This window comes from Roseomonas indoligenes (assembly GCF_017813365.1).
Classification (GTDB): domain Bacteria; phylum Pseudomonadota; class Alphaproteobacteria; order Acetobacterales; family Acetobacteraceae; genus Roseomonas; species Roseomonas indoligenes.
Genome location: NZ_JAGIZA010000027.1, coordinates 20506 through 33953 on the forward strand (window position 1 = coordinate 20506; position 13448 = coordinate 33953).

Annotated in this window: 9 protein-coding genes; 7 read left to right on the top strand and 2 right to left on the bottom strand. The window is 71.3% G+C overall.

Going from position 1 to position 13448, the window contains the following annotated elements; translation table 11 throughout:
- Positions 1 to 2: 2 nt before the first annotated feature.
- The 6 genes from prsR (at position 3) to J5Y10_RS25205 (ending at position 9735) form a co-directional block, all read left to right on the top strand.
- Positions 3 to 1409, top strand: a complete 1407-nt coding sequence (gene prsR / locus J5Y10_RS25180) for a PEP-CTERM-box response regulator transcription factor (protein WP_245215085.1) — start codon at positions 3 to 5, stop codon at positions 1407 to 1409.
- A 14-nt stretch (positions 1410 to 1423) separates the two neighbouring features.
- A complete protein-coding gene (gene prsT, locus J5Y10_RS25185; protein WP_209376892.1) occupies positions 1424 to 4294 on the top strand; it encodes an XrtA/PEP-CTERM system TPR-repeat protein PrsT in 2871 nt (956 codons plus the stop codon).
- Between the two features lie 9 nt (positions 4295 to 4303).
- Entirely contained in the window at positions 4304 to 5635 is a 1332-nt protein-coding gene (locus J5Y10_RS25190; RefSeq protein WP_209376893.1) for a putative O-glycosylation ligase, exosortase A system-associated, read from the top strand.
- A gap of 169 nt (positions 5636 to 5804) precedes the next feature.
- The gene (locus tag J5Y10_RS25195; RefSeq protein WP_209376894.1) at positions 5805 to 7061 is read left to right on the top strand and encodes a glycosyltransferase family 4 protein; all 1257 of its coding nucleotides are present in this window, start codon (positions 5805 to 5807) and stop codon (positions 7059 to 7061) included.
- Positions 7058 to 9157 carry a hypothetical protein gene (locus tag J5Y10_RS25200; RefSeq protein WP_209376895.1) on the top strand — a complete coding sequence of 700 codons (2100 nt, stop codon included), beginning with the start codon at positions 7058 to 7060 and terminating at the stop codon, positions 9155 to 9157. Before J5Y10_RS25195 ends, J5Y10_RS25200 begins: the two co-directional genes overlap by 4 nt.
- A gap of 248 nt (positions 9158 to 9405) precedes the next feature.
- Positions 9406 to 9735 (top strand): hypothetical protein, encoded by a 330-nt coding sequence (locus J5Y10_RS25205; RefSeq protein ID WP_209376896.1) that lies wholly within the window; start codon positions 9406 to 9408, stop codon positions 9733 to 9735.
- Here J5Y10_RS25205 and J5Y10_RS25210 read toward each other — a convergent pair.
- Together J5Y10_RS25210 and J5Y10_RS25215 are read right to left on the bottom strand one after the other, a co-directional pair.
- Positions 9688 to 10959 carry a hypothetical protein gene (locus J5Y10_RS25210; protein WP_209376897.1) on the bottom strand — a complete coding sequence of 424 codons (1272 nt, stop codon included), beginning with the start codon at positions 10957 to 10959 and terminating at the stop codon, positions 9688 to 9690. The genes J5Y10_RS25205 and J5Y10_RS25210 overlap by 48 nt on opposite strands.
- 168 nt (positions 10960 to 11127) lie before the next feature.
- The gene (locus J5Y10_RS25215) at positions 11128 to 12123 is read right to left on the bottom strand and encodes a glycosyltransferase family 2 protein (protein WP_209376898.1); all 996 of its coding nucleotides are present in this window, start codon (positions 12121 to 12123) and stop codon (positions 11128 to 11130) included.
- 227 nt (positions 12124 to 12350) lie between these two features.
- Between J5Y10_RS25215 and J5Y10_RS25220 the strand changes: the two genes are divergently transcribed.
- Positions 12351 to 13337: an NAD-dependent epimerase/dehydratase family protein gene (locus J5Y10_RS25220; RefSeq protein ID WP_209376899.1), complete on the top strand. Its 987-nt coding sequence runs from the start codon at positions 12351 to 12353 to the stop codon at positions 13335 to 13337.
- The last annotated feature ends 111 nt before the right edge of the window (positions 13338 to 13448 follow it).

Here is a 13448-nt window from a genome sequence, read left to right on the forward strand (position 1 = left end):
GCATGGCTGTGACGAAGCCGAAGCTCCTGATCGTCGAGGACGATCCTGCGCTCGCGACCCAGCTTCGCTGGGCCTTCCCGGACTGCCGCGTGGTGATCGCGGGCGACCGGGCGCAGGCCAAGCAGCTTGCCGAGAAGGAACAGCCCGCCGCCACGCTGCTCGACCTCGGTCTGCCGCCGGATCCGGAGGGCGTGACCGAGGGCTTCGCGACGCTTGAAGTCCTGCGGCGCCAGGCGCCGGGCATGCCGGTGGTGGTGTGCAGCGGCCAGGGGCAGCGCGAGAACATGCTGCGCGCCATCGCGCTTGGCGCCTACGACTTCTGCGAGAAGCCGGTGGACCTTGCGGTGCTGCGCACCGTGGTGGACCGGGCCCTCCGCCTCCGGGAGCTGGAGGAGGAGAACCTCCGCTTGGCCGCGATGCCGCGGACGAGCCCGGTGCGCGACATCATCACCGCCAACGAGCCGATGTTGCGGATCTGCGGCACGGTGGAGCGGCTGGCGCAGGTCTCCGTTCCCGTCCTGCTGCTGGGGGAGAGCGGGACCGGCAAGGAGGCGCTGGCCCGCGCGCTGCACGAGATGGGACCGCGCGCAAAGGCCCGCTTCGTGCCGATCAACTGCGCCGCCATTCCCGAGGCGCTGCTGGAGAGCGAGCTGTTCGGGCATGAGCGGGGCGCCTTCACCGGCGCCGTGCGGCAGGTCACCGGGCGGATTGAGGCGGCGAACAACGGCACGCTGTTCCTGGACGAGGTGGGCGACCTGCCCGCCTCGCTGCAGGCGAAGCTGCTGCGCTTCCTGCAGGACCAGGTGATCGAGCGGGTGGGCGGGCGCACGCCGATCCGGGTGGACGTGCGCGTCGTCTCCGCGACGAACCAGCCGCTGGAGGAGCAGACGGAGACGGGGCGCTTCCGGGCCGACCTGCTCTACCGCCTGAACTCGCTCACCATCCGCGTGCCGCCGCTGCGCGAGCGCGGCGACGACCCCCTGCTGCTCGCGCGCTGGTTCCTGGCCCGCTATGCGCGGGAGTTCTCCCGCCGCATCCGGGGCTTCGACCCTTCCGCCACGCAGGCCATCCAGGCGCACCCCTGGCCGGGCAATGTGCGGGAGCTGTCCAACCGCGTGCGGCGCGGCGCGCTGATGGCGGACGGGCAGCTGGTGACGGCGGCCGACCTGGAGCTGAGCGAGCCGGATCCGGCGCCGGAGGCCGATCTCGACATCCGTGCCGCCCGGCTCCGCGCCGAGCGCTCGGCGCTCGAACGCGCGCTGGCGCGCAGCAACGGCAGCCTGACGATGACGGCGCGCCTGCTCGGCGTCAGCCGCCCGACGATCTACGCCCTCTTGGATTCGCACGGGCTGAGCGGCGGCCGGAACTACTTCGAGCCGCCCGCCACCCCGCCCGAGAACCAGAAATGAGCCGGAGCCCCGCGATGTCACGCCCGATTTCCACCCCTGTCGCGTCAACCCTCGCGGCCGGGGGTGGCTGGCGACGCGCGCGGGGCGCAATCCTGGCCGGCGCCATGCTGCTCAGCGGGGCCGGGGCCGCGCTGCCCGCAAACGCGGCGGCTCCGGAACGGGCGCGCGAGGCCGCGGCGCGCGGCGATCTGCGGGCGGCGCAGTTGGAGTGGCGGAACGCGGTGCGGGACGACCCGGGATCGGCCGCCGCGCGGGTCTCGCTTGCCCTGACCAGCCTGGAGTTGGGGGATGGCGAGGTGGCGGAGCGGGAGGCGCGGGCCGCCCTGGATCGCGGTTACGATCCCGTGCGCGGCACCGCGCTGCTGATGCGCACCTATCTCGCGACCGGGCGCTTCGACGAGCTGCTGCGCGACTTCCCCGCGCCCGGCCCGGCTCCGGCCAACCCGGCCGTGGCGGGGCAGGTCGCGGCGGGCCGCGCCTTCGCGCTGCTGGGCACCAATCAGGCGGAGCCGGCGCGCGAGGCGACCGAGGCGGCGCTGCGCCTGGCGCCGGAAGCGGAGGAGGTGCAGCTTGCTGCCGCCGCGCTCGCGATGGCGACCGGCGACCGCGCTGGCGCGGAGGCGGCGGTGGACCGCGTGCTGGCGCGCGATCCCGCATCCCTGGAGGGGCTTCTCCGCAAGGGCTCCCTGCAGTTTGAGCGGCGCGAGCTGCGGCCGGCGCTGGAGAGCTTCAGCGGCGCGCTGGCGGCGGCCCCGAGCAACGTGGTGGCGCGGCTGCGGCGGGCTGAGGTGCTGCTGCAGCTGAACGATCTGGCGCGGACGAAGGAGGACCTGGACGCGGTTCTGGCAGTGATGCCGAACAGCCCGCCCGGCCTCTACCTGCGGGCCGTGCTGCTGGCCCGCACGCAGGACTGGGCGGGCGTGGACACGGCGCTGCAGCCCATCGGTGCCGTGCTCGGCAACTTCCCGGACGGCTTCCTTCTGCTGGCCTTCGCCAAGCGCGGGCTGGGGCAGACGGCGCAAGCCGAGGACGCCGCGCGCCGCCACCTGGCGCGGCACCCCGAGGATCCGCGGGGCGCGCGCTTCGTCGCCGGTATCGAGATCGATGCGAATCGCCCCGAGGAGGCCATGGCGATCCTCTCCCGCCTTGCGGAGCGCGGAGGGGCGGATGCGGAGTCGATGGATCTGCTCGGGCGCCTGTACAGCCGCGCGGGGCGCACGCAGGAGGCGGTGACCGCCCTGACGCGCGCCGCTGAGCTGGCACCGGGCGATGCCGGCGTGCTCGGCCGCCTGGCCGCGGCCCGCATGGCCGCGGGCGACACAGCCGGCACGGCCGCCGCGGCGGAGGGGGCGCTGCAGCGCGATCCCAACCGGCCCGGCGTGCGGGAGATGCTCGCCTTCACGGCCCTGCAGCGCGGCGACCTGCCGGGCGTGGAAGCGGAACTGGCGCGGCTGGACCCGGCTGCCCGGCGCAGCGAGGTGGCGGGGGTGCTCCAGGGCACGCTCCACCTCGCGCGGTTCGAGTTGCAGCCGGCCAAGGCGGCCTTCGCCACCGTGCTGCGCGATTACCCGGGTTCGGCGGCTGCCCGGATCGGGCTGGCGCGCGTGGCGCGGATCGAGAACCGCCCGGAGGAGGTGGAGCGCCTGCTCGGCGAGGTGCTGCGGGCGGACCCGGCCAATGTCGAGGCGATCGGACAGCTCGCCGCCGCCGCGTTGCCGGGATCGCCGCGGGCCGAGCAGGCGCGGGCCGTGCTGGCCGCTGCGCAGGAGGCCGCGCCCGGCGTGCAGACCCTGGCCCTGACCCGGGCCAACATGATGATGCGCGCGGGCGACGCCGCCGGAGCCGCGCGGCTTCTGGCCGCGGCGCCGCTGCAAGGGCAGGTCCAGGGTCAGGGGAGCGTCACGCTGCTGCTGGCCCGCGCCGAGGCCCATGCCGCGGCGGGCGAGTGGGCGGAGGCGGAGGCGCAAAGCCGCCTGGCCCTGGCCCAGGACGCGAATTCCGTGCCGGCGCGCCGGCAGTTGGCGGGGCTGCTCGTCCGCTCCGGCGACACGCGCGGGGCGGAGACGCTGATCGAGCAGGGGCTGCGGGCGCAACCGGCCGAGGCGGCGCTGCAGCAGACTCTCGCCGCCCTGGTGCTGCAGGCACGCGGCCTGGACGCGGCGCTGGCCACGGCCGACCGCATCGCCGCGCAGCCCGGCACGCAGCCGGCCAGCCTCGCGCTGCGTGGCGACGTGTTGACCACAGCGCAGAAGCCGAAAGAAGCGGCGGCAGCCTATGGGGAGGCGCTGGTACGGGCCCCCTCGGGCTTGCTGGCGCTGCGGCAGGCCGCGGCGCTCCGCGCCTCGGGCGACGTGGCGGGGGCGGCAACGGCCCTGCGCACCTGGCTGGCGGCCCATCCGGACGATGATGGCGCCCAGCTCCTGCTCTCGCAGTTCGAGATCGACGCCGGGCGCAACGCCGACGCCGAGAAGCGCCTGGAGGGGGTGGTGGCCCGGCGCCCAGAGGATCCCGTCTCGCTCAACAACCTTGCCTGGCTGCTGGGGCAGCGCAACGGGGACGCGGCGGCCCAGTCCCGGGCGCTGGCCCTGGCGGGGCGGGCCTACTTCCTGACGCCCAACCCCGACACGGCCGATACGCTGGGCTGGATCATGGCGCGCGGCGGGCAGGCGGAGCGTGCGGTGCCGCTGCTCCGGCAATCCGCCATGGCGCGCACGGGGGACCGCCCGGATCCCGCCTCCGCCTATCGCCTGGCCTATGCGCTCCGCGCGACGGGCGGGCGGGAGGAGGCGCTGGCGGTTCTCGCCCCCGCCATGGAGGGCGCGCCCGCCTTCCCCGACAAGGCGGAGGCGGATCGCCTTCTCGCCGACCTTCGCGCGCGCCGCTGAGGGCCGGGGATGCGCGATCTCCTCTTCGCCGCGACGCTGGTGGCGCTGCTGGCGCTGGTCGTCGCGCGGCCTTTCGCGGGGATCCTGCTCTGGTCCTGGATCTCCTTCATGAACCCGCACCGGCTGGTCTGGGGCCCCGCTTCCGAGCTGCCATGGGCGATGGCGATCTTCGCGGCGACCCTGATCGGCTGCGTCGCGGCAGGTGAGATGCGGCGGCCGGTGTGGAACGCGGTGACGATTGCGCTTCTGGGGCTGATGGCGTGCTTCACCCTTACCTCCACCGTGGCGCTCGGCGATCCCACCGCGGTCTGGACGAAGTGGGAGCAGATCATGAAGGTGCTCCTGGTCCTGCTCGTCACCGCTTCCATGCTGACGGATCGGCGGCGGGTGCACGCGCTGGTCTGGGTGATGGTGATCTCGCTCGGCTACTACGGCGTGCGCGGCGGGATCTTCTCCATCGTCAACGGCGGCAACTACCGGGTCTGGGGCCCGGCGCAGACGATGATCACCGACAACAATCACCTGGCTGCGGCCATGCTGGTGACGCTGCCGCTGATGAACTGGCTGCGGATGCACTCGGCGCACCGGATCGTGCGCATTGGGCTGGCCGCGGCGATGGCGCTGACGCTTCTGGCCACCGTCGGGAGCTACTCGCGCGGCGCGCTGCTTGGCCTGCTGGCGGCGGCGGCGATGATGTGGTTCCGCAGCAAAAGTAAGTTCGTGTCCGGAGCGGTCCTTGCAGGCTGCGTTGCGGGTGCCATCGCCTTCATGCCGGGTGCCTGGTCGGAGCGGATGAACAGCATCTCCACCTATCAGGAGGATGGCTCGGCCTCAGAGCGGCTGGTGTTGTGGGACATCTCTTTTCGCCTCGCGCTCAGCCGCCCCTTGGTAGGGTCAGGCCTCACCGGCCCCTACACCCGCGCGGTGGTGGACACGGTTGCACCGGGCGGGCCGGCGCGCGCCGTGCACAGCATCTGGTTCGAGCTGCTGGGCGAGAACGGCTTTCCGACCTTCTTCATCTGGGTGGGGCTGACGCTCTCCGGGCTGTTCTACGCGTGGCGGCTCGGCGGCATGGGGCGCAACCGCCCGGACCTGGCCTGGGCGAGCGACTTCGGGCGCATGGCGCAGGTCTCGATCGTCGCCTACCTCGTCAGCGGCACCTTCCTCTCGCTCTCCTACTGGGATTTCTACTGGACGCTGCTGGTCGCCGTGGGGGCGACCCACGCGCTCGCTTGCAGAGCGCTGGCCGAGAGCACGGTCGCGGAGAGGATGCGCGGCGCGGCGCGGGGCTGGCGCGCCACGCCTGCCCTGCCGGGCTTTGCTGGAAGGGTCCGCGCATGACCCAACTCCTGAAGGAGCACGGGCATGGACAGTCTCTACTTCCTGGCGATGCTCGCGGGCGTCGCGTGGCTATGCTGGTGGGCGGTGCGGGATCCCGATCATCCTGCCTGGTCTCCTTTCGACATGCGGGAGGAGCCGGCGGCCCCGGCCACTTCAGGGAGGGACGGCCATGAGCGCGGCGCACGAAGGCCTCACCCTCCCCGAAGCGCCGCCGCGCCGCGTGGAAGGCCCGGTCCGGCTGCTGACCTTCAGCAGCCTCTACCCAAGCCCGGGGCGCCCCAATCATGGCGTCTTCGTCGAGAACCGCCTTCGCCATCTCGTCGGGGGCGGTGAGGCACAGAGCACCGTGCTGGCGCCGGTGCCCTGGTTCCCCTTCCGTGGCGGCGGTGCAGGCCAGGCGGAGGTGATCCGGCACGGGTTGCGGGTGCACCATCCCCGCTTCGTCGCCCCGCCAGGGCTAGGGATGCTGACGGCGCCCACCAGCCTCTACGCCACCGCCCGCGCGGCGCTGGCGCGCATGCTGGAGCAGGGCTTCGACTTCGACCTGCTGGACGCGCATTATCTCTACCCCGACGGCGTGGCCGCGATCTGGCTCGGGCAGGAATTCGGCAAGCCCGTCGTGATCACGGCGCGGGGTTCGGATGTCAGCCAGCTCCCGAATTACCGCCTGCCCCGGCGCGCTATCCAGCGGGCCATCAAGGGGGCGGACGCGCTGATCGCGGTCAGTGGGGGGCTGCGGGACGGCCTGCTGGCGCTCGGCGCGCCGGCGGAGAAGGTCACCGTCCTGCGCAACGGCGTGGACCTGGATCTCTTCATGCCCCCGGTCCCGCGTCAGGCGGCGCGCGCGGCCTTGGGGATGGGCCCGGAGCCCGTGCTGATCTCCGTCGGCCACCTCATCGAGCGCAAGGGGCACCATCACGTCGTCGCGGCCCTGCCGATGCTGCCCGGCCACCGCCTGCTGATCCTCGGCGAGGGGCCGGAGCGGGGGGCGCTGCTCGCCCTCGCGCGGCGCCTGGGGGTGGAGGATCGGGTGCGGCTCGTCGGCGCCCAGCCGCATGCGTACCTGCCGCAGTGGTACGGCGCGGCGGACGCGATGGTGCTCGCCTCCAGCCGCGAGGGCTGGGCCAACGTGCTGCTGGAGTCCATGGCCTGCGGCACGCCGGTGGTGGCGAGCCCGGCCTGGGGGAGCCGCGAGGCGGTGCGTTCCCCCGCCGCGGGGCTGGTGATGGAGGAGACGACGCCCGAGGCGGTGGCGGCCGGGGTGCAGCGCCTGCTGGCCGCCCCGCCGGACAGGGCCGCCACCCGCGCCTATGCGGAGGGGTTCGGGTGGGAGGAAACGAGCGCCGGGCAGATGGCGGTGTTCCGGCGCGTCCTGGCGGCGAGAGCGGGGACGTCCGGAGCAGTCGGGGCGAGGGCGAGGGCATGATGCGGCGACGGGATCTTCTGGCCGCGGCGGCGGTTTGCGCGGCACCCGCGGGGGCTGTGGCGCAGGTGCGCGCCGTAGCGCCCGCCTGTCCCTCCCAGCGAGGCGACGTGGTGGGGCTGGTGCTGGAGGGGACGGGCGGGTCGGCCGGCAGCGTTGCCGTATTCGGCCAGGCTTTCCGCCCCGGCGACGTGCCGGATGCCGGCGCGGGCCGTGCTGCGCTGAGCGCGCGGCTGTCGGATGGGCGGCCCGTGCCGGTGCAGGTGGACGTGAAGACCCGCCATCCCGATGGCTCGGCCCGTTGGGCGGTGATTGCGCTGGCCTGCCCGGCCCTGGCACGCGGCAGCCGGCAAGGGGTGGTGCTCTCGGCAACGGCGGCCGCGCCCGGGCCGGCGCTGGACACCGCGGCGGCACTGGCCGGACGGCAGGCCATTGTCACGGTGAGGAGCCCCGGCGGGGCGGAATGGAGGATGGACCTGCTGCCCGCCTTCCGCGCTGCGCTGGCGGAGGCGCCCTGGCAGGCCGGGCCGCTGGCCGTGGCGGCGCGCGTCTCGGCCGCCGTGTCTCCGGCGGCGGCCGGCGGTGTCGCCTCCCTGCGGCTGGTCGCGGACGTGGCGCTGCGGGCGGATGGCTCGCTCTGGGTGGAGGCTTGGTTCCGCAACGACGTGGCGATGCGCCCGAATGGTGGCGAGGCAGCCTACGCCGCGCAACTCGTGCTGGACGGGCGGACAGCGCTGGAGACCACGATCCCCAAGCAGTCCCAATACACGGCCTGGGGGCGGCTGGTGGGGGCGGTGCGGTCCGGCACGGCGCCCTGGGTTCGGCACGATGCCGCCTACCTCGCCGATGCCGCCGCCGTCGCGCGCTACGACCTCGCGACCGGTGTGGATGAAGGGGTGCTGGCCCGGATGGCGCAGTCCGTGGCGGCGCCGGGCTGGGCGGTGCCCCTGGCCCCACGGGGGATCACGCAGGACATGGGGCAGACCGGAGGGCGAGCCGACATCGGCCCCGCCACCATGCCACAGGCCGTCTGGCTGATGACCGGCGATCCTCGCGCGGCCGCCTACTCCCTGGGGCAGGCCGAGGCGGCGGGCGCCATCCCCTGGCACTACTGGGATCCTTCCGGCGGCGCCGGCAACGGCGGCTGGATCGACACCCGCCGCTGGCCGCGGCTGTGGAGCGACGGGCGGGGCGGCCCCGCGCCGGGCGGGCTGATGCAGCCTGTGGCGGGCGACACGGGCTGGAAGGTCGACTGCGCGCACCAGCCGGATTTGAACTTCGTGCCCTTCCTGCTGACCGGGCGGCGGGCGCTGCTGGACAATCTTCAGGCCCAGGCCTCGTGGTGCGTCGTCTCGCAATGGCCCGCGCCGGCGGCGCGCGGGGCCCCGGGTGCCGCGGGGCCGGGCGAGGGAGTGAACGTGGTGCGCGGCAACCAGGTTCGCGGTGCCGCCTGGTCTCTGCGGCAGCTGGAGAACGCGTCCTGGGCCAGCCCGGACGCCGATCCCAACAGGCCCTGGCTGCGCAGCGCCGCTGCCGGCAACTGGGCCTGGATCCGGGCGCAGATTCCGGCCTGGACGGCCGCACAGGGCGAGGCGCATGGCTGGATTCCCGGCGAGTACGGCGCCTCCGGCGTGCTGCCGCCCTGGCAGCAGGACTACTTCGCTTTCACCGCCGCGATCACTGCGCGGCGAGGGGACGAGGCGGCGCGCGCGGTGCTGACCTGGATGGCGAATTTTCTCGTTGGGCGCTTCGGAGCGGCGGATCGCGGCTTCGCCCGGAACGACGGCGCGGCCTACCTCGTCGCGAACCTCTCCTCCTCCGGCCAAGCTCTGGCGAGCTGGGCGGCGATGGGGGAGGCGATGCGCGCCAGGGGGCTTTCCAACGGCTCTGGCTGGGGCAAGAGCGAGGGCGACTACGCCCAGCTCGCGCTGGCCTCCCTCGCGTCCGTCTCCGATGCGCTCGGATCGGAGAAGGCGGCTCAGGCCTATGCCTGGCTGGCGGGGGCCGGTGCCCCCTTCACCCGGGCGCAGGACTTCGCCCGTGACCCGGTCTTTAACATCGTTCCACGCGGGCGCGGCGGCGCGCGCTGCGGGCCGTGAGATGCGGGGCCCGGGAGGCCGGGGGAAGGGGGAGATAAACCCCTGTCTTTGGTAATTGTCGGCGGCCATCCCGACGTTAACCCCGGCCGCGCTTTGCCGACACGGCCCGCTTCGTGACGCACGAAAGCTCCCCGAGTATCCTCGCGGCACAGCTGGCGCGGCTGCAACACCTGATCTTTTTGATGCAGCCCGGGTAGCACGACCTCTCGCCACGTCGCGGGCTGGTGGCCGTAGCTTGATGCACGCCGGTGATCGTCGCCCAGTTGCCCCTTAAAAGGACGCTGTTGGCAGAGCCCGGCGACATCGCCCGTCTCTGCAACAACATGGCGGGCATGCTGGCGGTGCTGGAAGCAGTGACGAACTGCGGGCCGGACCGCGCTCGCTACGAGGCCCAGCTGGCGGCGTTTCGCCGCCAAGGCGTGGGGCGCCCTCCAGAGGTGCAGATGGCGAGCCGATGCGGCATCTTGCGCTGCAGCTTCTCGGAGCTGTTCCGCCAGGCCCGTTTCCAGCATGACATTGGCAGCCTCAGCTCAGGCAGCTTGCTGATCCACCTTTGGCAGGCTGGACGGTGGGCCTGAGTAGCCACGCATGCTCTTGGTGCATTTCCTGCGCGCCAGGTTGTCCACTGCCACCCCGATGAGGCAGGCGGTGGGGAAGAAAACCACGAAGCCGTAGCGCGTCGTGACATGCGTGAGGATGTAGGGGGCCAGTGGTAGCACCGTATAGGCCAGCCACAACACGCGATGTGGCCCGCGCCAGACCACCAGTAGGGTTCCTAAGAGCTTCGCGGCTCCGTAGGCGGTGAACCATATCCAGGCAACGATGATAGGCACCACCGGCCGCCAATCGATCATGTCCTCACGAGGGAACAGCAGCAACTTGGCACGCGTCGCGCTCAGTTCCACGAACCGGCCGGGGTGCTCCCTGATCCAGCTCATCGCAAGGTCGCGCATCTCCCTCATGTACGCGGCCTCACCGACCTCCGCCGCTCGGCGCGCGGCCTCCGGTGTGACAAAGGGGTGAATCCCGGCCCCCATGGGGGTGCCATCCGCCAGGTCGTTGTTGCCGACGGCCAGCTCAAGCCCGAAGTTAGAGCGCGTCATCGTGAAAACGCCGAGCTCCTGACTGTTCCGGATCCCCCAGGGCACGAGGCACGCCGCCACGATGACGCCAGCAAGAAGGCCCTGCGTCGCGGCTCGGCGGCCCTCACGCCATGGCAGCAGCGTCAGCAAGCCTAACAGCATGGCGGGCAGCACCGCCGGGGAGACGAGGCCGCCGATGCCCGCCAGCCCCGCCGCGCTCGCGACAGTCCCGCGTCCTCCTTCCGCACGGGCGCGCAACACGACCGCCAGCGAGGCCACCAGCAGGAACGCCGCGAATGGCTGATCCCACTGGCGGTAATAGAGGACGGAATCCGTCAGATAGAAGGGCGTGACGCAGGTGAGGAGGACAATCGTCCACCGGCCGGCCTGCCCCAATCCGAGCCGAGCTGCGATGCGGAGCGACAGAAAGGTGGAAGCGACCCAGAGCGCGACGCAGACCAGACCCTGCGCCACGCGTGACGTCGCCGTGTTCTCACCAAGAAGCGCGAAGATGCCGGCAAGGTAGGCGGTGTGGATCGGTGATACGTGTGCCGTCGGTCCGGTGGGGAGCATGTAAGGATTGCTGAGCCCATCGCCCCTCAGAAACGATAGTGCGGCCCGACCAGTCTCTCCCAGGCCCGCGTTCACCGCGGTGTGCATCAACGCGATGATTGTCCCGACGACGATCGGTATCACCAGGAGCAGTTCCAGTCGAAACATCGGTCTCGCTCCGGGATAGCCCGCAACGGAGGATACCCTACTTACAGCGTTCCTCACGATCGACGCTGAACCTCGCATCGCGTTGCTCCCTGGACGAGGCGCAAATGGGCAACATTTGTGCCTAGCCCGAAATCATTTGAGCGCAGGACGTTAGGCAGAGCCTCGGCCTCAGCCCAGCTTACGACGCGCATGCCACGATCCGAGGGCTAGGAGCGTGCCGCCGAGAAATCGCGATAGCGGCTGCGGCAGCGCGGATACGCCGAGCTTCAGCGTTGTCCGCCACTCGCGCTGCGGTGTTGCGAGTTGCGTGTAGATCCGTCGCACCGCGGCATGGTCCTGTCGGCTGAAGGCGATGTGCAAGGCGTCGGCGCGGCGTCGCGCCGCGCTGTTCCGGATGGCGGCAGCATACGGAATGAGGGAGGGGCGGCGTTGCAACACATGCTCCAGGATTACCGCGTCGCCGAGGTTCATCGCCTGGACGTCGGCGGAGTAGTTCCCGGCGTGCTTGCGGATTTGCACCAGCGGCTGCGGCACCACGCCGAAAGGTGTGTGCTCTGCCAACAGAAGCGCCGTCGCGAAATCCGTGCCGATGATGCGCCCTACGGAGACGTCCCACCCGCCGATGTCCAGAAGGAAGAGCCGGTCCGCGACGAGACAGGAGGGGAAAAAGGGCTGGAAGCGGATCAGCCGGTCCACGATAGGCGAGTCGAAGACGGCGCTGCCGTCCGGCGTCACGCGGCGAAGGCTGTCCCAGTAGCCGGGCGGAGCTGCGTCGAACTTCCGCGCTGTGGTGTCGCTTCCGTCTTGCAAAATGGTAAAATCAGCATAGGCGACGCGGGTACGGGGCTCGGCTGCCCAGAGATCGGCCATCGCCTGCAGGAAGCCGGGACGCCAAAGGTCATCGCTGTCGCAGAAAGCCACGAGGTTGCCGCTTGCGATGCGGAGTCCTGCGTTGCGGGCCGCGAGGTCGCCCGAGTTCGGGATGCGACAGGTCGTGACAAGGTCCCGGTATTTCGTAGCCAGCATTTCAGCAGTGCTGTCCGTCGAACCGTCATCCACCACGATAATCTCGTGGGGGCGCAGGCTTTGCGCGATGATGGCGTCCAGCGTCTCTGCCAGCAGCGCCGCGCGATTGTAGGTCGGGACGACGACGCTGATGTCCAAGGAGTCCTCCTGCGCGGGCGTCAAAGCGAGAAACAATTTCCTGCATACGGCCGAATTCATCAACGAAACCGCGCACCAGTTTTGGTTATTTGTTTTTCGCGGAATGTAAAATCCAAGAGATATCAGAATGTAAAATGTAAATAGTGTAAAGATGATAATAATACTTACCGTGGCAACGTTGTCAGGGTAGCTTCCAATCCGTGGTCTTGCTGAAGGGCTTGCTGGCGATGGCGACGTTCCTGGTGACCGGTGGCTGCGGTTTCATCGGCTCACACCTCTGCGCCGCGCTGCGCGCACGAGGTCACGGCGTGCGGGTGCTGGACGATCTCTCCAGTGGCTCGGAGGCCAATCTTGCGCCCGGCAGCAAGTTCCTGCTCGGCGATGTCTGCCAGCCCATGGCGCTGCGCGAGGCGCTGGCGGGCGTCGACGGATGCTTCCACCTCGCCGCCATCGCCTCCGTCCAGCGCGGGGAAAAGGACTGGCTCGGCACCCACCGCACCAACCTGTCGGCGACGGTTGCGCTGCTGGAAGCGGCGCGCGCGTCCCGCATCCCCGTGGTCTACGCGTCCTCCGCCGCCGTCTACGGCGCCAACGGCAACCTGCCGCTACACGAGGATTCGACCGTCCAGCCGCTCTCGGCCTATGGCGCGGACAAGCTGGGATGCGAGCTGCACGCGCGCGTGGCGGGCCATGTCCACGGCATTCCCACGATGGGGCTGCGCTTCTTCAACGTCTTCGGCCCGCGGCAGGACCCGGCGTCACCCTATTCGGGGGTGATCTCCATCTTCTGCGACCGGCTGTTGAGGAAGGAGGCGCTGGACGTCTTCGGGGATGGCCAGCAGACCCGCGACTTCATCTTCGTGGAAGATGTGGTGCGCGCCCTGATCGCGGCGATGCGGCAGGTGAACGTTGCCGCCCCCGTCCTGAACATCTGCACGGGAAACGGCACCTCGGTCCTGCAGCTGGCCTACCTGGTCGCGGAGCTCTGCGGCGTGAGGGCCGAGATCAATCATCGGCCGGCGCGGGCGGGGGAGGTGCGGCACTCGATCGGCCTGCCCCTTCGCGCGCGGGAGCGACTCGGCCTGGGGTCGACCATGGCGATCCGGGACGGGCTGGAGGCCACCCTGACCTGGATGCGGGAGGGGCGGCCCGGGCTCGCGCCGACGAGCCGCAGCAGCGTCAACGGTAGAACGCCCATATGGCAAGGCCGATGAGACCCCAGCCGAGCAACGAGAGCGCGCCGATCAGCAGGACAGCGGCCGGCCAGGACATCCGCCGCCCGAAGTCCGCGCTCGCCGGTCCGGCTTCTTCGGAATGCCGGCCAA